The following is a 19825-nucleotide window of genomic DNA, read 5'->3' as shown; positions in this document are numbered from 1 at the left end:
TTCCACCATGCAGACTATCAGCGCGAGCGTACGCCTGCACGCGCCGGTCGTCGCCGGTTCGTTGCGCGGACCGCAAAACCCGTGACAAACGTCGTATGCCGCATGCAGCAAAGATGATAACGGTGTTACCATGCCGTGCTAACAAGATGCACTTAACGGTGCCATCTTTTCCCGGATGGGAGAGATCAGGAAAACATGAGACTGTCAGCCGATCACGATCAGGCGGCGCCGGCCACGCGCGCGCCGCGGCACGCGTATGCAGCCCGCCGCCGGGCCGCCGCGCGAAAGTGCAACGGTTACGCCGCCCGCAACGGGCGGGCCGGCTGAACGGATCGGGGACCGCGCCAGATGGAACATTTCCCGGTCATCGACGGCGTGCTGCTGGTGGTTGCCGGCTGGCTCGCGCTCGGCGTGCTTGGTCTCGCCGCGCTGCGCCGCACGCGTGCGGTCGCGCATGCGCTGTTTCCGGCCGGCGCCGCGCTCGGCTTGCTGCTGTGCGCGCTCGGCCTCGCCGGCGTGTTCGCGGGCGAACAGGAAGTCGTGCTGCCGCTCGGCCTGCCGAACCTGCCGATGCATTTCCGGCTCGACAGCCTGTCCGGCTTCTTCCTCGCCGTGCTCGGGATGGTGAGCGCCGGCGTCGGCGCGTTCTCGGCCGGCTACTTCCGCCGTGGCGAGGGTACGCCGCCGGGCCTGTTGTGCTTCGAGTATCACGTGTGCGTCGCGAGTCTCGCGCTCGTGCTGCTCGCGAACGACGCCTACAGCTTCATGGTCGCATGGGAAGTGGTCACGCTGTCCGCGAGTTTCCTCGTGATGACGAACCACCGGATCGCGGAGATCCGCCGCGCGGCCGCGCTGTATTTCCTGATCTCGCACGTCGGCGCGCTCGCGCTGCTGCTGTGTTTCGGCCTGTTGCAGGCGAACACCGGCGACTACACGTTCGCCAATATGCGCGTCCAGCATCTCGACGTGCTGTCCGCATCCGCTGCGTTCCTGCTCGCGCTGTTCGGCTTCGGCGCGAAGGCGGGCATCTTCCCGCTGCACGTATGGCTGCCCGAGGCGCACCCGGCCGCGCCGTCGCCGGTGTCCGCGCTGATGAGCGGCTTCGTGCTGAAGGTCGGCCTGTACGGCGTATTGCGCACGGTGTTCGATCTGCTGCATTTACAGATTGCGTGGTGGGGCGTCGTGCTGCTCGTGCTCGGCCTCTGTTCCGCGCTGCTCGGCGTCGTGTTCAGCGCGATCCAGACTGACATGAAGCGGCTGCTCGCCTATTCGTCGATCGACAACATCGGGCTGATGTTCGTGAGCCTCGGGCTCGCGATCCTGTTCCGCGCCTATGGGATGAGCACGCTCGCCGCGCTGTCGCTGACCGCGCTGCTGTACCAGATCGCGAGTCACGCGGCGTTCAAGACGCTGCTGTTCCTCGGCACCGGCTCGGTGCTGCATGCGACCGGCGAGCGCAACCTCGGCCATCTCGGCGGCCTGATCCGCACGATGAAGTGGACCGCGTGGACCGCGCTGGTCGGCGCGTTCGCGAGCGCGGGGCTGCCGCCGCTCGGCGGCTTCGTGTCGGAGTGGCTGCTGTTGCAGAGCTTCCTGTTCACGCCGCATTTGCCGGACACGTTCCTGAACATGGTCGTGCCGATCATCGCCGCGCTGATCGCGCTGGTCGCCGCGCTCGGCGGCTACACGATGGTCAAGTTCTACGGGATCGTGTTCCTCGGCCAGCCGCGCGAAGCGAAGCTCGCCGACGCGCACGACGCGAGCCCGTGGGAGCGCGTCGGCTTCGTCTGGCTCGTCGTCGTCTGCGTGCTGCTCGGGCTGCTGCCGGTGCAGTTCGTCGCGGTGCTCGACCGCGTGACGCACCTGCTCGCCGGCGCGGGCATCGGCGCGACGGTCGCGCAGCACGGCTGGCTGCTGCTCGCGCCGACGAGCGCCGACCGCGCGAGCTACATGCCCGCGATCTTCCTCGCGTTTTTCGTCGGCTGCTGCGGGCTCGCGTGGGTCGTCGTGCGGCGCTTCTATCACGGCCGGCTGCGCCGCGCGGCGCCGTGGGCCTGCGGCCATCCGTTCGTGACCGCGCGGATGCAGGACACGGCCGAGGGTTTCGGCCAGCCGATCCGCGAAGTGTTCACGCCGCTGTTCCGCATCGAGCGCGAACTGCCGTCGCCGTTCGACGCGCATCCGGTCTATCGCGTGACCGTCACCGACCGCGTGTGGACGCTGCTGTACGAACCGGTCGGGCGCGCGGTGAAGCGTGTCGCCGCGCTCGCGGGTCTGTTGCAGACCGGCCGCATCGCGGTCTATCTGATGTACAGCTTTGTCGTGCTGATCGTGCTTCTGCTGCTGGTGAGACGATGATTACGTGGTCCGGGCTGCTCTCGCAAGGGCTGGAAATTCTCGTCGCGCTCGCGGCCGCGCCGCTGTTGACCGGCTGGATCAACATCTGCCGCGCGCGCTTGCAGAAGCGCCGCGCGCCGAGTCTCTGGCAGCCGTACCGGATGCTGCACAAGCTGTTCAACAAGGAGTCGGTCGTCGCGGAGCACGCGAGCCCGATCTTCCGCGCGGCGCCATACGTCGTGTGGGGCGCGATGACGCTCGCCTGCGCGATCGTGCCGACGTTGTCCACCGACCTGCCGCTGTCGCCGGCCGCCGACGCGATCGCGCTGGTCGGCCTGTTCGCGCTCGCGCGCGTGACGATCTCGCTTGCCGCGATGGACATCGGCACCGCGTTCGGCACGCTCGGCGCGCGGCGCGAAATGCTGGTCGGGTTCCTCGCGGAGCCGGCGCTGCTGATGGTGCTGTTCTCCGCGTCGCTCATCACGCAGTCGACGCTGCTGACCAGCATCGTCGAGACGATCAGTCATAGCGAATTCGCGATCTATCCGAGCCTCGCGTTCGCGGGCATCGCGTTCACGATGGTGTCGCTCGCGGAAAACGCGCGGCTGCCGGTCGACAACCCGACCACGCACCTCGAACTGACGATGATCCACGAAGCGCTGATCCTCGAATACTCGGGCCGCCATCTCGCGCTGATGGAGTGGGCCGCGAGCCTGAAGCTGCTCGCGTATTCGTGCATCGGCCTCGCGCTGTTCGTGCCGTGGGGGATCGCGGAGGCGGGCAATCCGCTCGCGCTGCTGTTCGCGATTCCGGCGCTGTTCGTGAAGCTCGCGATCGGCGGCGCGGCGCTCGCGTTCGTCGAAACCGCGAACGCGAAGATGCGCGTGTTCCGGGTCCCCGAGTTTCTTGCCACCGCGTTCCTGCTCGCGGTGATCGGCATGCTCGTCCACTTCCTGCTGGGGGCGTGAATGCACGGCTTCGCGACGCAGATCATCAACTTCCTCGCGGCGATCCTGCTGCTGCTGTCGTTCGCGATGCTGAGCCAGCGCCGCGTGCTGTCGCTGCTGCATCTGTACACGCTGCAAGGGCTCGCGCTCGTGTCCGCGAACCTCGTGCTCGGTTACGTGACGAGCGACACGCACCTGTACGTGTCCGCGTTCCTCACGCTGGTGCTGAAGGTCGCGCTGATCCCGTGGATTCTGTACAAGGTGGTGCTGCGGCTGAACGTGCGCACCGACGTCGAATCGCTGCTGAACATCCCCGCGACGCTGCTGGTCGGCATCGTGCTCGTGATCGTCGCGTTCAACGTCGCGTCGCCGGTGAGCCAGCTCGCGTCGTCGGTCGCGCGCGGCACGCTCGGCATCGCGCTCGCGTGCGTGCTGCTGTCGTTCATGATGATGATTACGCGCGCGAAGGCGATTCCGCAGGTGATCGGCTTCCTGTCGATGGAAAACGGGCTGTTCTTCGCGGCGGCCGCCGCGACCAACGGGATGCCGATGATCGTCGAACTCGGCATCGGCCTCGACGTGCTGGTCGGCATCCTGATTCTCGGCGTGTTCATGTTCCAGATCCGCGAGCAGTTCGACAGCCTCGACATCCACCACCTCGAAAAACTCAAAGATGACTGACGCCGCGCTGCTGCTGATCGTTTGCGGTTGCCCGCTCGTCGCGGGCGGCGTGCTCGCGCTCGTCGGCCAGCATCGCGGCGCGTCGCGCGTGAACGTCGCGTTCAGCTTCGTCACGTTCGCGGCGACGCTGCTGCTCGCGCAGCGCACCGTCGCGCACGGGCCGGCGTTCATGTTCGACAAGCTGTTCTTCGTCGATCCGCTGAACGTGTTCCTCGTCGCGCTCACCGCGTTCGTCGGCTGGACCACATCGATGTTCTCGCAGCCGTACATGCGCATCGAGCGCGACCGCGGCCGGATGACCCCGGCGCGGATGCGCCTTTATCACAGCATGTATCAGCTGTTCGTGTTCGCGATGCTGCTCGCGCTGCTGACGAACAACATGGGCATCCTGTGGGTCGCGATGGAGGCGGCGACGCTCGCGACCGTGCTGCTGGTCAGCGTCTATCGCACCGCCGCGAGCCTCGAAGCAGCGTGGAAGTATTTCATCCTGTGCGGCGTCGGCATCGCGCAGGCGCTGTTCGGCACGATCCTGCTGTATCTCGCCGCGAGCCGGCATCTGGCGGGCGGCGACGCACTGCTGTGGAGCAGCCTGAACGAAGTGCGCGGCGGCCTCGATCCGACCATCGTGTCGCTTGCGTTCGTGTTCCTGCTGATCGGCTACGGCACGAAGGTCGGCCTCGTGCCGATGCACAACTGGCTGCCGGACGCGCACGCGGAAGGCCCGACGCCGATCTCGGCGGTGCTGTCCGGGCTGCTGCTGAACGTCGCGCTGTACGCGGTGCTGCGCTGCAAGGTGCTCGCGGACGGCGCGTTGCAGAACGGCCTGCCGGGCCGGCTGCTGGTCGGCTTCGGGCTGATCTCGGTGCTCGTCGCGACCTTTTCGCTGTTCCGGCAGAAGGACGTGAAGCGGTTGTTCTCGTATTCGTCGATCGAGCACATGGGGCTGATGACGTTCGCGTTCGGCCTCGGCGGCCCGATCGCGACGTTCGCGGGGCTGCTGCACATGACCGTGCATTCGCTGGTGAAGTCCGCGATCTTCTTCGCGGTCGGCCATGCGGTGCAGAAGACCCATACGCAGGCCATCGACGACATTCGCGGGCTGCTGCGCGTGAGCCCGACGGTCGGCTGGGGAATGATGCTCGGCGCGCTCGCGATCGTCGGGATACCGCCGTTCGGCGTGTTCGCGAGCGAGTTCCTGATCCTGACCACCGCGATGGCGCGCCTGCCGTGGGCGACGCCGCTGCTGCTGCTCGCGCTCGCGGTTGCGTTCGCGGCGATCTTCACGCGCGTGCAGCACATGGTGTTCGGCGACACGACCGCAACGAAGCTCGAACATTCGCCGGCGCTGCTGCCGGTGTTCGTCCATCTCGGGCTCGGGCTGATGCTCGGCCTCTATATTCCGCCGTGGCTTGCGACGTGGTACCGGCAGGCGGCGGCGATGATCGCGGGGGGATGATGCGAAGCGACGCACTCGAACTGGCCGGTGTCGTGCCGCTCGCGGGCGCGGCGGCGCGTTTCGCGGCGGTCGATGCCGATGCGTGGCTGCGCGTCGCGGCGGCCGCGCGCGAAGCGGGCGCGCGGCTCGTATCGCTGTGGGGCGACGAGGCGGCGGCGGGCGCGGTCGGCGGATTCGGTGTATCGGCCGCCTATGCGTTCGACGACGGGCTGCTGTGGGTCCGCGTCGCGGCCGACGCAGAACGCGGTTATCCGGACCTGTCCGCGACCTTTGCATGCGCGACGCGGATGCAGCGCGCGGTTCACGATCTGCTCGGCCTGCACGCGCGCGGCGCGGACGATACGCGGCCGTGGCTGAATCACGGCAACTGGCCGGCCGATTATCATCCGCTGCAAAAGCGCGTGTCCGGCACCGAGCGGTTCGAATCGAACGAGGCCGATTATCCGTTCGTGCAGGTGGCCGGCGACGGCGTGCACGAGATCGCGGTCGGACCGATCCATGCGGGCATCATCGAGCCGGGGCATTTCCGCTTCTCGGTGGTCGGCGAAAAGGTGCTGCGGCTCGAAGAGAGGCTCGGTTATCTGCATCGCGGCATCGAGCGGCTGTTCGAGCGCACGCCGCTGCTGGAAGGCCATCGGCTCGCGGGCCGCATCGCCGGCGACACCACCGTCGCGTTCGCGTGGGCATATTGCATGGCGGTCGAGAGCGCGCGGCGCATCGACGTGCCGCGCCGCGCGTCGTGGCTGCGCGCGCTGCTGCTGGAGCGCGAGCGCGTCGCGAATCATCTCGGCGACCTGGGCGCGCTCGGCAACGACGCGGGTTTCGCATTCGGCCTCGCGCAGTTCTCGCGGCTGAAGGAGGACTGGTTGCGGCTCAACGATCGCGTGTTCGGCCATCGCTACGCGAAGGATGTGATCGTGCCGGGCGGCGTCGCGGTGGACGCCGACGCGGACGCGCTCGCCGCGATCGCGCAACAGTGCGACGCGATCGAAGCGGGCGTGCGCGCGATCCAGCGCGTGTACGACGACCAGTCGGGCTTGCAGGACCGCTTCGCGAATGCGGGCGTATTACGCGCGCCGGTCGTCGAGCACTTCAGCGTATGCGGGCTCGCCGCGCGCGCGAGCGGCCGCGCGATCGACGTGCGCGTCGATTGTCCGTTTGCGCCGTACGACGAACTCGCGGTGCGGCGCGTGCTGGAAACGCGCGGCGACGTCGCCGCGCGCGTCGCGGTGCGTTTCGGGGAAGTCTACGAATCGTTGCGCCTGATCCGCGCGCTCGCGGCCGGCTTGCCCGGCGGCGGCATCGTCGCGCGCGTCGAGGCGGACGGTCCGGCGGCGCGCGGCATCGGCTGGGTCGAAGGCTGGCGCGGCGACGTGCTGGTCGCGCTGGAGACGGGCGAGGGCAACACGATCGCGCGCTGCCATGCGCACGATCCGTCGTGGCAGAACTGGCCCGCGCTCGAACACGCGATCATCGGCAACATCGTTCCGGACTTTCCGCTGATCAACAAGTCGTTCAATCTGAACTACGCGGGACACGACCTGTAATGTGGCAACTTCTGAAGCAGATCGCGACGACCGGCACGCCCGACGAGCCGGCGCCCGCGCCCGCCGACGAATGGCGCGCGGAAGGCGAGCGCATCCAGCAGGAGATCCTCGACGTGCTGGGCCGCGCGCTCACGATCCGGCAGATCGACGCCGGGTCGTGCAACGGCTGCGAACTGGAAATCCATGCGCTGAACAACCCGTACTACAACATCGAGGGGCTGGGCATCCGCTTCGTCGCGAGTCCGCGCCATGCGGACCTGCTGCTGATTACCGGGCCGCTCGCGCTGAACATGCGCGAAGCGGTGAGGCAGGCCTACGACGCGACGCCCGCGCCGAAGCTCGTCGTCGCGGCCGGCGAGTGCGCCTGCACCGGCGGGATCTTTCGCGACGGTTATGCGGTGTGCGGCGGGGTGTCCGATCTGCTGCCGGTCGATGTGTCGATACCGGGGTGTCCGCCGTCGCCGGCCGATCTGCTGCGCGGGATTCTGGCGGCGGTGAGGAATCAACGCAACTGAGCGGCGCAATTGAGCGACGCAGCATGTAGCGGGGCGCGCGACGCGACCCTGCACGGGCCGCGTCGCGACGCATGCAACCGCCGCGTCTACTTCTCGACGACGCTCAACAGCGTCTGCTTGCCGCCGACGTACTTGTACAGCGAGATCACGCCGTGCCGCAGATCGCCCTTCGCGTCGAACTGCGTTTCGCCGAGCACGCCATGATGGTCGGTGGCGGGCATCGCGGCGAGGATCTTGTCCGGCTCGGTCGATTGCGCGCGCTTCATTGCATCGACGATGATGCCGACCGCGTCGTACGCGAACGGCGAATTCAGCACCGGCGCGTAACCGAACCGCTTCTTGTAGCGCTCGACGAACGCGGGGCCGTCCGGCATCTTCAGCAGCGGCGCGCCGGCGATCGAGCAGACCACGTCGTCGGCCGCGTCGCCCGCGAGTTTCGCGAGGTCGTCCGCGCACAGTCCGTCGCCGGCCAGCACCTTCACCGCGATCCCGAGTTGCTTAGCCTGCTTCGCGAACGGGCCGCCGGTGCCGTCGAGGCCGCCGTACATGATCGCGTCCGGCTTCTCGCCCTTGATCTTCGTGAGGATCGCGCGGAAGTCCACGGCCTTGTCGTTGGTCGCGTCGTGCGACAGCACCGTGATGCCGTCCGCCTTCGCCTGCTTCTCGAATTCGACCGCGAGCCCCTGGCCGTAAGCGGTCGAATCGTCGACGATCGCGACCGTGTGGATCTTCATCGTATTCGCCGCGTAGTCGGCGAGCGTCGGGCCTTGCTGCGCATCGGTCGCGACCACGCGATACGCGGTCTTGAAGCCCTGCTGCGTGTACGCGGGGTTGGTCGCGGACGGCGACACCTGCACGATGCCCGCGTCGCTGTAGATCTTCGACGCCGGAATGGTCGAGCCCGACTGCATGTGCCCGACCACCGCCGCGACCTTGTCGTCCACCAGCTTCTGCGCGACCTGGGTGGCCTGGCGCGGGTCGCCCGCGTCGTCCTGCGCGTCGAACACCAGCGTGATCTTCTTGCCGCCGATCGTGAGGCCGGCCTGGTTGATCTCCTCGATCGCGAGGCGCGCGCCGTTTTCGGTGTCCTTGCCGAGATACGACGCCGGCCCGGTGACCGGCGCGGCCTCGCCGATCTTCACCGTGTCGTCCGCGCGGGCGACGCCCGCGTGCGCGGCGGCCAGTGCCGCGAATATGCCGACCGTCGCGAGTTCGCGACCCAACGCAGTGCTCTTGCTCATGCTTCACCCGAAAGTAGTTGTGGTTGACCGGAGCGGGCGGCTGCCGCCGCTGCCGTTGCCGCGTGGAGGGCGCCGGCCGCCGGCCCTCGTGAGGCGGCGGCCGGCGTCCCCGTCGTGCGAGACCGCTCGCGCGCCGCGGGGCGGTGTCGTCCGTTGGCGATGTGAATGTATGCAGCCACAAAGCGCGGGCATTGAACCGATCTGCCGGAAAACAGAAGAATTGCGACAGCGCGGCGGCGCGCGCCGCGCGTTTATCGGCGCCGTATAATCCGCGCACATCCGCTGACGGGGCCGCGCATGCCGACCATCGAAGAATCCACGCTCGCGGCCGGGGCCGCCACGCACGACCTGGTCGAGCAGCTCGACGCGCTGCCGTCGGCGTCGCCCGCGCGCCGCAGCCGCTCCGGCGCGGAACTGAGCGTCGGCATTCTGCTGTGGCCGCGGTTTCCGCTGCTGTCGCTCGCGGGCCTGTGCGACGCGCTGCGCCACGCGGCGGATCGCGGCGACCAGAGCCGCCAGCTGCGCTGCCTGTGGACCGTCGTCGGCGCGCCCGGCGAAGCGGTCGAGGCAAGCTGCGGGATTCCGGTGCCGGTGCAGTCCGCGTTTGCCGACCCGGCGCAGTTCGACTATCTGGTCGTGATCGGCGGGCTGCTGCCGCATCTCGATCACGCGGACCGCCGTTACTGGGACTATCTGCAACAGGCGGCCGGCGCGGGCGTGCCGCTCGTCGGCCTGTGCACCGGCAGCTTCGTGCTGGCGCGCGCGGGACTGATGGACGACCGCGTCGCGTGCGTGCACAGCTTTCATCTGGACGACTATCGACGCCTGTTCCCCGCGCTGCGCGTCGTCACGCACGCGGATTATCTGATCGACGGCGACCGCATCACGTGCGCGGGCGGCATTTCGGTCGTCGAACTGTCCACGCGGCTCATCAGCCTGCACTGCGGCCCCGATCGCGCGTCGAAGGTGATCCACCAGATGACGGTGAGCCGCCAGCGCGGCGGGTCGTTCGTCGAGCGGCGCGCGGCGCTCGGGTATCCGTCGGTCGAGGACGCGACCGTCCGCCATGCGGTGCTGCTGATGGAAGAGAACCTCGAAGCGCCGCTGAACATCGCGGCGATCGCGAAGATGATCGGCACCAGCGTGCGCCATCTCGAACGCACGTTCATGGCCGAGATGAACACGTCGCCGAACGAGTTCTACCGGCGGATGCGGCTGCGCTACGCGCGCTGGATGCTCGTCAACACCACGCGCAAGATCACCGACATCGCCTACGAATGCGGGTTCGCGGATTCCGCGCATTTCATCCGCGTGTTCCGCGAGTCGTACGGCGTGACGCCGGGCAAGCTGCGCGCGTCGCGAGGGGCCGCCGCCGCCGAGTGAGCGCGCCGCCTGTCGCGGTCGTTGTTGTCGCGTTTCTTCTACTTTCCGGCAGAACCATGCAATGGCGGCGCGCGCCGCGCGCGTACAGTCAGCGCGTCGGTTCTGTCGCCCGCGTCGCGGGCGGCGAGCCGCGTGGCGAACCATACGGGAAAGCGGGGCAGCGGGATGCGGATATTGATCGTCGGCGCGGGCGTGATCGGCCTGTCGAGCGCGTATTGCCTGAATCGGGCGGGCCACGACGTGACGGTCGTCGATCGCCACGCGGACGTCGCAGCGGAAACGAGCTTCGGCAACGGCGGCCAGCTGTCGTATAGCTACGTCGCGCCGCTCGCGGGGCCGGGCGTCGTGTCGAAGCTGCCCGGCTGGCTCGTGCGCGGCGATGCGCCGGTGCGCTTCCGGCCGCGGCTCGACGCGCGGCAGTGGCGCTGGTGCATCGCGTTCCTTCGTGCCTGCACGCGCCGGCGCAGCGATCTGACGACGCGTGAACTGCTGTCGCTGTCGTTCCTGAGCCGCACGCTGATGCACGAACTGATCGCCGCCGAACCGCAGCTCGATTTCGACTTCACGCGCTCGGGCAAGCTCGTGCTGCATCGCGACGCCGCCGCGATGCACGGCGCGCTCCGGCAACTCGAATTCCAGCGCACGCTCGGCTGCGAGCAATATGCGCTCGATGCCGACGCGTGCGTCGCGCTCGAACCGGCATTGGCCGACGTGCGTCCGCAACTCGCGGGCGGCATTCATACGCCGGGCGAGGACACCGCCGATTGTCGCCGCTTCTGCGCCGGCCTCGAAGGGCTGCTGCGCGCGCGCGGCGTGCGGTTCGTGATGGAAACCGGGATCGACCGATTGAACGTGTCGGCGGACGGGCATGTGTTCGCGTTGCACGACGGCGCGCCGCTCGACGCGGATCATCTGGTCGTCGCATCGGGCGCGGCGTGCGCGTCGCTGCTGAAGCCGCTCGGCATCCATGTGCCGGTCTATCCGCTGAAGGGCTACAGCCTCACGTTCGACCTGCAGCCGGGCGTGCGCGCGCCTCATGTGAGCGTGACCGATTTCGGCCGTAAGGTCGTGTATGCGCGGCTTGGGTCGCGGTTGCGCGTGGCCGGCATCGCGGACCTCGAAGGCGATTCGCTCGCGCCCGATCCGCGGCGGATCGCGACGCTGCGCGCGGAAACCGCCGCGCTGTTCCCGGACGTCGGCTCGGGCGCGGCGGTCGAGTGGACCGGGCTGCGCCCGGCGACGCCGCGCGGCACGCCGATCGTCGGCCCGACCCGCTTCCGCAACCTGTGGCTGAACGTCGGCCATGGCGCGCTCGGCTTCACGCTCGCGATGGGGGCGGCCGCGCTGCTCGCGGAACGGCTCGCGGGCGGCCGCCATTCGGCGCTGCACGACACGTTCGCGCCGGCCGGCTGAGCGCGCCGCGAACCTCGCGTCAACCCTGAACGAATCGCAATCGAACCCGCATGACAGCAAAGCCCAATCTCGTCGTGATCGGCACCGGCGGCACGATCGCGGGCCGCGGCAACGCGGCGGTCAACACGTCCGCGTACCAGTGCTCGGTGCTCGGCATCGACGAAGTGCTCGCGTCGATCCCGCACGCCGACGCGCTCGCGAACCTGCGCGCGGAGCAGTTGCTGCAAACCGGCTCGGAGAACTTCGGCAACGCGCATCTGCTCGTGATCGGCCGGCGCGTGTCCGCGCTGCTCGCGCAGCCGGACGTCGATGGCGTGGTGATCGCGCACGGCACCGACACGATCGAGGAGACCGCGTATTTCCTGCACCTGACGCTGAAGAGCGCAAAGCCGGTCGTCGTGGTCGGCTCGATGCGGCCGCCGTCCGCGCTGAGTTCCGACGCGGCGCTGAACCTGTACGACGCGCTCGCGGTCGCCGCGGACCCGGCATCGCGCGGGCTCGGCGCGCTGGTCGTCGTGAACGACGAGATTCACACCGCGCGCGACGTCGCGAAGCGCAACAGCTTCAAGCTCGAAGCGTTCGGCTCGCCGTATGGCCCGCTCGGTTACGTGGTGGAAGGCGTGCCGCGTTATTACCGCCGGCCGGCGCGGCCGCATACGCTCGATACGCCGTGGTCGGCCGATGCGCTCGACGCGCTGCCGAAGGTCGACGTCGTGCATGCGTACGGCGCGCTCGACCGCCGCGTGATCGACGCGATCGCGGCGGACGCGCGCGGGCTCATCTACGCGGGGACCGGCAACGGCAACGTGTCGGAATCGCTGATCGGGCCGCTGCGCGACGCGGCGCGCGGCGGGCTGCGGGTGGTGCGCGCGTCGCGCACCGGCAGCGGCGTGGTCGTGCGCAACGGCGCGCAGCCGGACGGCGCGTTCGGCTGGCTCACGGTCGACGATCAGTTGCCGCAGAAGGCCCGCATCCTGCTGATGCTCGCGCTCACGCAGACCGACGATCCGGCCGCGTTGCAGGCGGCGTTCGACCGGTATTGACGGGCGCCGCCGCGCGGCGCGCGTTCGTTCATTCGTTCATTCGTGTCCGAGGATCATCCCGTCCGGCCGCTGCGCGGTCAGCACTTCCGCGAAGCAGTCGGCGATGTGTTCGAGCTCGGCGGGATTGTCCGGCAGCCGCGCGGTGGACACGCGCAGGAATTCGCCGGCCTTCGGCCCGACGTGGCAGCGCCGCCCGCTGCCGACCGAGATGCCGTGCGCGGCCAGCGACACGATCGCCGTTTCCTCGTTCGGCACCGCCACCCACAGGTTCAGACCGTCCGCACCCTGCGCGGTCAACCCGCGATCCTGCAACAGCTTCAGCAGCACTGAGCGCCGGCTCGCGTAACGCTGCCGCGCGCGCGCGACCGCCGCGCTGGTCCGCTCATCGCGAAGCAGCCACGCGAGCGCGCCTTGCAGGATCCGGCTGTTCATCGCCGCGCCGAAGCTGCGCAGCCGCCGCACCTTGTCCACCAGCCGCGACGACCCGCCGATCACGCAGGTGCGCAGATCGATCCCATACGTGTTGCAGTAGCCGCGCACGAGCAGCGTGCGTTCCGGCAGCAGCGCGCCCATGCTCGGCGCGGCCACCTGCGATAGCGGGCCGATGAAGTCGTCCTCGACGATCTGCGTGCCCGGGTGCGGCTCCAGTTCGCGCGCGAGTTCGGACAGCCGGGCCGCGTCGATCGCATGGCCGAGCGGCACCTGCGCGCGCGGCTGATAGACGAACGCGGCCGGCTCGCGCGCGAGCGCCGCGCGCAGCGACGCGGGCGTCGGGCCGCGCTCGTCGCAGTCCACCGCGACCAGTTCGACACCGAGCGTCGCGCAGATGTCGAGCAGCCGCGGGCTGGTCGGCGACTCTATCGCGACCACGCCGCGCTCGCCGGCTGCCGCCTGGATCGCCAGCAGCGTGCCTTCGGTGCCGCTGCCGGCGGTGCTCCACGCGTCTGGCTGGAACGGCCACGTCGGCGCGACCGCCGCGATCAGGCTCGGCACCGCATGTTCCTTCGACGCGCGATGCACGGACGATTCGTCGAGCCCGGCCAGCAGCGCCTGGCGCAGGTCCGGCAGCAGCGCGTAGTCGATCAGCCCCTGCGCGAGATCCCACGATTGCGCGTCCGCCGCGGCCGGGTGCGCGGCGACGCGCGGCCCGAGGTCGGTCACGACAGTGCCGCCGCGCCGGCGCGTCTCGATCAGCCCGAGGTCGCGCAGCCGCGACCATGCGCCGGCGACCGTCGCCGGGCTCACGCCGAGCAGCGGCGCGAGCATCCGCACCGTCGGCAGCCGCGCGCCGGTTTGCAGCCGCCCGGAGCGGATCAGGTCGCGGATGCCGTTGACCAGGTCGCCGCCGCCGTCGGTCTGAACATAACGGGCCAGCCAGTCCGCCTCGGCCAGTTGGCCGGTGTCCGTATCGAGATTATCCGGCGGGGTTTGTCGTTTCGTCATTCATTCGTCCGTTGCTGTTGACGCGCTCCGCGCTGCCTGCCCGCAAGCAGCGCCGGCCCGCCGGGCGGGCGTTTCGCCGGTCTCCAAGGGCGCCAGTCTACGCCAGTTCGGGCGTCAGGTTTCGTTTTGCCGACGGCATTGTCGTCGTACAAGGTCTTGCTGAACATATTTTTATAAGATAAACATATCTGAATATGTTACTGGAACAATTCCGGGGCCGGGTATCTAATCACGGCCACGACACCCTGACGATCCCACTGCAAGGAAGCATTCCCATGAGCGAGCAACGCAGCGCAACCACGACGACCATTGGCGTGACCGGGCGCTATCTGGTGGAAAGCCGCGGCAATCTTTTCGCCTCCGATTCGCCGTCGGCGCGCGACGGCGACACGGCGGCCGTCGAGCCGTCCGAACTGCTGCTGTCCGCACTCGGCGTGTGCGCGCTCGGCAGCGTCGAGAAGGCGGCGCGTGAACTGAACCTGACGGTGAGGCACGCGACGGCAGCCGTCGATTCGGTGCGCGACGCCGACGACCGCACGCGTTTCGCGCGCGTGCACATCGACGTGACGGTGCACGGCGTCACGCAGGACGAGGCGCAGCAACTGATCGACCACTTCACCAGCGGCTGCGTGATCTACAACACGGTGCGGCGCGGCGGCCCGATCTCGGTCGCGGTGACGGCCCGTCCGTAACCCGTTAGCCCTCGACCCGACCGACCCGAAGCAATCATGGCACGCACCCCGTTTCACCTCGCATGGTTCATCTCCCGCGGCTACGGCCCGAAGGCCTGGCGCCTGCCGTGGGGCGGCCCGAACCCGAAGGGCTGGACCTCGCCCGACCTGTTCGTCGACCTGTCGCGCGCGCTGGAGCGCGCGGCGTTCGACTACGTGATGATCGAGGATTCGTCGAACATCCCGTACACGTACCAGAACTCGCACGACACCTATCTGCGCTACGCGGTCGATTCGCCCAAGCTCGATCCTGCCGTGCTCGCGTCGTTCCTGATTCAGGCGACGCAGCGGCTCGGCGTCGTCACGACGCTGTCGACGACCGAATACCATCCGTTCCAGCTCGCGCGCCTCACCAACACGCTCGACCACGTAAGCCGCGGCCGCGCCGGCTGGAATCTCGTGACCGGCAGCAACGACGGCGGCGCGCAGAACTTCGGCCTCGACCGGCAGTATCCGCACGACCAGCGTTACGACATGGCCGACGAATACGTCGACCTGGTCATCAAGCTGTGGGAGTCGTGGGACGCCGACGCGGTCGTGATGGACCAGCAGAACGAGATTTTCGCGGACCCGTCGAAGGTGCGGCCCGTGCATTTCGAGGGCCAGTATTTCCGTTCGCGCGGGCCGCTCGGCGCGCCGCGCTCGCCGCAGGGGCGGCCGGTGATCTGCCAGGCGGGCGGCTCGACGCGCGGCCGGCAGTTCGCGGCGCGCTGGGCGGAAACGGTGATCGGCACCGCGCGCAGCGTCGCGTCGATGAAGGCGTTCCGCGACGATATCCGCGCGAAGGCGCGCGAGGCGGGACGCGATCCGGACACCGTGAAGGTGTTGTTCCTGATCACGCCGATCGTCGACGAGTCGAGCGAGAACGCGGAGATGCGCCGCCGCGCGCAACTGGCGGACGCCGAGAAGCATATCGAAGCGCATCTCGCGTCGCTGTCGCGCACGAGCGGCATCGACTTCTCGCAGTTCGACCTCGACGAGCCGCTGCCGGAACTGAAGTCGAACGGACACCAGACGCTCGTTGCGCAGTACACCGGGCGCACGCTGCGCGAGATCAGCGGCAGCGGCAAGATGCTGTCCGACGTGAACCTCGTCGGCACCGCGCAGGACGTCGCCGCGCGGTTGTCCGAGATCGTCGACGAAGTGGGCGGCGATGGTTTCCTGCTGATGGACCCGGACCTCACGCGCCGCTACATCGCGGAGATCACCGACGGGCTCGTGCCCGAGCTTCAGCGGCTCGGCGTCGTGCGCACGCAGTACGAGCACGAGCGCTTCCGCGACAACCTGCTGGCGTTCTAGTCCGCCACGGCGCTCCGGACCGGAGCGCCGGCTCCTGAACCCCAGTCACCCGAACCGTTTAGTCATCCATAAATATCATGTACGCGAACCAGTCCCTGCGGGAGTCGCCGGCGCCAGCCGGCACGTCGGTCACGCGCGAAGCGTGGATCGTGCTTGCGATCGTCACGACGTTCTGGATCGCGGACGGCTACGACACGTTCGTGCTGCTCGTCACCGGCCGTCCCGCGCTCGCCGAACTGCTGCCGCCCGAGGTGTCGCATCTGTTCGCCCGCTACCTCGGTTATCTCGTGACGATCACGCTCGCGGGCTGGGCCACCGGCGGCGTGCTCGGCGGCGTGATGGGCGACCGGCTCGGCCGCCGCAAGACGATGCTGCTCGGCGTCGCGCTGTACAGCGTCGCGACCACCGCGTCGGCGCTGACTTCCACGTGGCAGTGGCTCGCGCTCGCGCGTTTCCTGACCGGCGTCGGCATCGGCGCGGAGTGGGGCGTCGGCACGTCGCTGCTGCAGGAAATCTGGCCGGAGAAGTGGCGCACGCGCGGCGCGGGGCTGTTGCAGGCGGGTTTTTCGGTCGGCGGGCTGCTGGTGTCGGGGCTGTGGATCGTCGTCGGCTCGACGTTCGGGTTGTCGTGGCGCTGGATGTACCTGTTCGGCATCGTGCCGCTGCTCGTCATCGTCGCCGTGTACCGGCGGATTCCCGAATCGACGCGCTGGACGAAGGCGCGCCACGACGTGAAGCCGTTCGCGCTGTTCGGAGAGCCGCAGGTGCGGCGTCATCTGGTCGGCGCGCTCGTCGTGTCGATCTCGATCACCGGCGGCTGGTGGGCGGTCACGTCGTTCCTGCCGACCTTCGTCGGCAGCCTCGCGCACGATCCGCGCGAGGCGGCGTCGCTCGCCGGCTGGGCCGGCGCGCTGTACAACTTCGGCGAGATCGTCGGCTGCATCGCGATGGGCTTCCTCGCGGAAGCGTGGGGACGTCGGCCGACGACGATCGTCTATCTGCTCGGCTCGCTGCTGATCGTGCCGTTCGTGTTCGTGGGCCTCGGCTCCGCGCGGGCGGTGACGATCGCGCAGCTGGTGTCCGGCTTCTTCACCGGCGGCCTGTACAGCTGGTACGCGATCCATACGCCGGAACTCTTCCCGACCCGCATCCGCGCGACCGCGATCAGCATCGTGTTCTCCGGCGCACGTTATCTCGCGATGGCGGGCGCGATCGTGGCCGGCACGCTGGCCGCCGCGCTCGGCGGTTTCGGCAAGGTCGCGCTGTGGTTCGCGCCGATCTACCTGCTCGGCGTGGTCGCGGTGCTGTTCCTGCCCGAGACGCGCGGCAAGGGGCTGCCGGACTGAACGCGTCCATTCCGTTCGCCGCGTCACGCAGCGCGCCGCGGCTCCCGAATCAACTTACCTGTGTATCGATCGAATCATGTCTACCGAAACCGTTAACCGCGCGACCGGACTGCGCGGCCCGCTCGACGATCCGGACAGCCCGCTGTCGCGCGCGGGCCGCCAGCCGCTGATGCTCGGCCTGTTCCTGCCGACGCAGACCGGCGGCTTTTCGCAGTCCACCTATCCGCGCGGCACCGACTGGTCGTTCGACTACAACCGCGCGCTCGCGCTGCGCGCGGAGTCGCACGGGTTCGACTTCGTGTTCGGTTTGCAGCAGTGGGCGCCGAAGGGCGGCTTCGGCGGCGCCGCGCACTACCGCGAGAATTTTCTCGACCCGTTCATGTCCACCGTCGCGCTGAGCGCGGTGACGACGCGGCTCATCACGATCTCGACCGTCCACATCCTGTACGGCAACTGGCATCCGCTGCATCTCGCGCGGTTCGCGGCGACCGCCGATCATATCTCGGGCGGCAAGTTCGGGCTCAACATCGTGACCGGCTACGACGCGGCCGAGCCGCTGATGTTCGGGATGAAGCGCATCGCGCACGACGAACGTTACGACCGCGCGGACGAATTCGTGTCGGTGATGGAGGCGCTGTGGGACGGCAGCGACAACGTCACGCACGACGGGCGGTTCTATCAGCTCGAAGGCGCCTACGTGTCGCCGCGGCCGCGTTACGGGCGGCCGATCATGGTGTCAGCGAGCGCGTCGCAGGCGGGTTACGAATACGCGGCGAAGCATTCGGACATCGTGTTTACGTCGAGCCCGGCGGGCGCGGTGTTCGAACGCGCGATCGAAGCGATGCCGGACCACGTGCAGCGGATTCGCGCGCCCTATGCAGGCACCGGCCGCTCGCCGAAGGTGATCCTGTTCCCGATGGTGATCTGCAAGCCGACGCGCGAAGAGGCGTTCGCGTATCGCGACGCGATCGTCGCGCATGCCGACTACGAGTCGATCCGCGCGTACACCGCGCGCCACAACGCAGGCGACGCGCAGGGCTGGAAGGAGCACGTGCCGGCCGACCGGATTCTCGGCGGCCACGTGCAGATCGTCGGCGACCCGAACGACGTCGCGGATGCGTTGCAGAATCTGCACGAAGCCGGCGTAGACGGCGTGCAGATCGGCTTCTACGACTACGCGCCGGAACTCGAATTCTTCGCGCAGAACGTGCTGCCGCTCCTCGAAGCGCGGGGCCTGCGCGTGAAGGCCGGCTGAGCGCCGCCGCAAGCCCGCCGCGGCCGCGAGCGTTGGGTTCGCTGCCGCGGCGGGCCGCATCGAACCATTCTCGCACCCATAATAAGAAGGATAACTACAGATGAAAAAATCCGCGATTGCGGCGCTCGTCTGCGCATCGTTCGTTGCCGCCGCTCATGCGCAGGGCAGCGTCACGCTGTATGGCAGCATCGACGAAGGGGTCACGTACAACACGAACGCGAAGGGCAGCGGTTCCGCGCTGGCCGGGCCGGTCGCGGTGCCGGACTTCTTCGGGCTGCGCGGCTCCGAGGACCTCGGCAACCAGTTGAAGGCGGTATTCGCGTTGCAGGACGGGTTCCTGTCGAATACCGGCGCGGGCACGATCGCGAACGAGGCGTTCAGCCACTTCGCGTGGGTCGGGCTGTCGTCGCCGCGCTACGGCGCGCTGACGATGGGCCGCCAGCTCGACCTGACGACCGAGGCGCTGCGGCTCAATTCGAACGGCAGCATCCAGTACACGTTTTATCTGTTTCACCCGGCGAATCTCGACAACATCGGGATCATCGGCGACTCGATCAACAACTCGGTTCGTTATACGACACCGACCGTCGGCGGCTTCACGGCCAGCGCGATCTACGGCTTCGACGACACGACGACGCAGCCGGGCCGCGTGATCAGCACGGACGTGTCGTACCGCAACGGGCCGTTCCGCGCGTCGGCGGTGTACAGCAGCTGGCGGCATCATGCGATCGACGTCGGCTCGAAGCTCGGCTACACGAGTTTTCTCGGCCAGTCGCTGACCGGCGGCGCGGTGTTCAACGCGCGGACGCAGGACATCGGCGGGGTGTCCGCGCTGTATTCGTTCGGGCAGAAGGTCGATCTGCACGGGATGCTGACCCAGGTGAACCTGAGCACCGATACCGGCTCGGGCCGCATGCGCACCGTCGAGGCAGGCGCGGACGTGCATACCAGCGTCGCGAACACGGTGAACGTCGGCGGCCATCTGTCGTGGCTGACCGGCACGCGTTACGCGGAACTCGGCGTCGGCGACATGTATCTGCTGTCGGTGCGCACGACGGTGTATGCGCAGGTCGCGTGGCAGCACGCGAACGGCAACGGCAACGCGGCGATCCCGCTGCTCGTGCCGTCGTCGGGCGCGAACCAGATGGCGTTTCGCGTCGGCATGCATCACTTCTTCTGATCTCTCTT

Annotated in this window: 16 protein-coding genes; 14 read left to right on the top strand and 2 right to left on the bottom strand. The window is 68.6% G+C overall.

All coding sequences use genetic code 11. From position 1 onward, the window contains the following. The first annotated feature begins 348 nt into the window (after positions 1 to 348). From hyfB to BLV92_RS18945, 6 genes are read left to right on the top strand one after another with little or no spacing between them, the layout of a single operon-like run. Positions 349 to 2358, top strand: a complete 2010-nt coding sequence (gene hyfB, locus BLV92_RS18970; protein WP_090547805.1) for a hydrogenase 4 subunit B — start codon at positions 349 to 351, stop codon at positions 2356 to 2358. Beyond that, positions 2355 to 3305: a respiratory chain complex I subunit 1 family protein gene (locus tag BLV92_RS18965; RefSeq protein WP_090547804.1), complete on the top strand. Its 951-nt coding sequence runs from the start codon at positions 2355 to 2357 to the stop codon at positions 3303 to 3305. Before hyfB ends, BLV92_RS18965 begins: the two co-directional genes overlap by 4 nt. Beyond that, positions 3306 to 3965 carry a formate hydrogenlyase gene (locus tag BLV92_RS18960; RefSeq protein WP_090547802.1) on the top strand — a complete coding sequence of 220 codons (660 nt, stop codon included), beginning with the start codon at positions 3306 to 3308 and terminating at the stop codon, positions 3963 to 3965. Further along, positions 3958 to 5421, top strand: coding sequence for a hydrogenase 4 subunit F (locus BLV92_RS18955; RefSeq protein ID WP_090547801.1), 1464 nt, complete (start codon positions 3958 to 3960; stop codon positions 5419 to 5421). The genes BLV92_RS18960 and BLV92_RS18955 overlap by 8 nt, the downstream gene beginning before the upstream one ends. Beyond that, a complete protein-coding gene (locus tag BLV92_RS18950) occupies positions 5421 to 6968 on the top strand; it encodes a hydrogenase large subunit (RefSeq protein ID WP_090551198.1) in 1548 nt (515 codons plus the stop codon). Before BLV92_RS18955 ends, BLV92_RS18950 begins: the two co-directional genes overlap by 1 nt. Continuing rightward, positions 6968 to 7483, top strand: coding sequence for an NADH-quinone oxidoreductase subunit B family protein (locus tag BLV92_RS18945; protein ID WP_090547799.1), 516 nt, complete (start codon positions 6968 to 6970; stop codon positions 7481 to 7483). The genes BLV92_RS18950 and BLV92_RS18945 overlap by 1 nt, the downstream gene beginning before the upstream one ends. Positions 7484 to 7569: 86 nt before the next feature. Here BLV92_RS18945 and BLV92_RS18940 read toward each other — a convergent pair whose 3' ends face one another. After that, the gene (locus BLV92_RS18940; RefSeq protein ID WP_090547798.1) at positions 7570 to 8724 is read right to left on the bottom strand and encodes a branched-chain amino acid ABC transporter substrate-binding protein; all 1155 of its coding nucleotides are present in this window, start codon (positions 8722 to 8724) and stop codon (positions 7570 to 7572) included. A gap of 297 nt (positions 8725 to 9021) precedes the next feature. Between BLV92_RS18940 and BLV92_RS18935 the strand changes: the two genes are divergently transcribed. The 3 genes from BLV92_RS18935 (at position 9022) to BLV92_RS18925 (ending at position 12563) form a co-directional block, all read left to right on the top strand. Beyond that, positions 9022 to 10107, top strand: coding sequence for a GlxA family transcriptional regulator (locus tag BLV92_RS18935; protein ID WP_090547796.1), 1086 nt, complete (start codon positions 9022 to 9024; stop codon positions 10105 to 10107). A gap of 165 nt (positions 10108 to 10272) precedes the next feature. Next, positions 10273 to 11520 (top strand): D-amino acid dehydrogenase, encoded by a 1248-nt coding sequence (locus tag BLV92_RS18930; RefSeq protein ID WP_090551195.1) that lies wholly within the window; start codon positions 10273 to 10275, stop codon positions 11518 to 11520. 50 nt (positions 11521 to 11570) lie between these two features. Next, entirely contained in the window at positions 11571 to 12563 is a 993-nt protein-coding gene (locus tag BLV92_RS18925) for an asparaginase (RefSeq protein WP_090547795.1), read from the top strand. 36 nt (positions 12564 to 12599) lie between these two features. On the opposite strand, the gene BLV92_RS18920 is transcribed toward BLV92_RS18925, so the two are convergent. Next, positions 12600 to 14006, bottom strand: a complete 1407-nt coding sequence (locus BLV92_RS18920; protein WP_090547793.1) for an aminotransferase class I/II-fold pyridoxal phosphate-dependent enzyme — start codon at positions 14004 to 14006, stop codon at positions 12600 to 12602. A gap of 275 nt (positions 14007 to 14281) precedes the next feature. Between BLV92_RS18920 and BLV92_RS18915 the strand changes: the two genes are divergently transcribed. From BLV92_RS18915 to BLV92_RS18895, 5 genes are all read left to right on the top strand, one after another. Beyond that, positions 14282 to 14698, top strand: coding sequence for an OsmC family protein (locus tag BLV92_RS18915; protein WP_090547792.1), 417 nt, complete (start codon positions 14282 to 14284; stop codon positions 14696 to 14698). A 36-nt stretch (positions 14699 to 14734) separates the two neighbouring features. Continuing rightward, entirely contained in the window at positions 14735 to 16036 is a 1302-nt protein-coding gene (locus tag BLV92_RS18910) for an NtaA/DmoA family FMN-dependent monooxygenase (RefSeq protein WP_090547790.1), read from the top strand. Positions 16037 to 16113: 77 nt separating this feature from the next. Further along, complete coding sequence (locus BLV92_RS18905; protein ID WP_090547789.1) at positions 16114 to 17382, top strand: MFS transporter; 1269 nt, start codon at positions 16114 to 16116, stop codon at positions 17380 to 17382. A gap of 76 nt (positions 17383 to 17458) precedes the next feature. After that, positions 17459 to 18637 carry an LLM class flavin-dependent oxidoreductase gene (locus BLV92_RS18900; RefSeq protein ID WP_090547787.1) on the top strand — a complete coding sequence of 393 codons (1179 nt, stop codon included), beginning with the start codon at positions 17459 to 17461 and terminating at the stop codon, positions 18635 to 18637. A 100-nt stretch (positions 18638 to 18737) separates the two neighbouring features. Further along, positions 18738 to 19817, top strand: coding sequence for a porin (locus BLV92_RS18895; RefSeq protein ID WP_090547785.1), 1080 nt, complete (start codon positions 18738 to 18740; stop codon positions 19815 to 19817). Positions 19818 to 19825 lie beyond the last annotated feature (8 nt).

The sequence above is a fragment of the Paraburkholderia caballeronis genome, assembly GCF_900104845.1.
Taxonomy (GTDB): domain Bacteria; phylum Pseudomonadota; class Gammaproteobacteria; order Burkholderiales; family Burkholderiaceae; genus Paraburkholderia; species Paraburkholderia caballeronis.
This window is presented reverse-complemented; position numbering and strand designations above follow the sequence as displayed.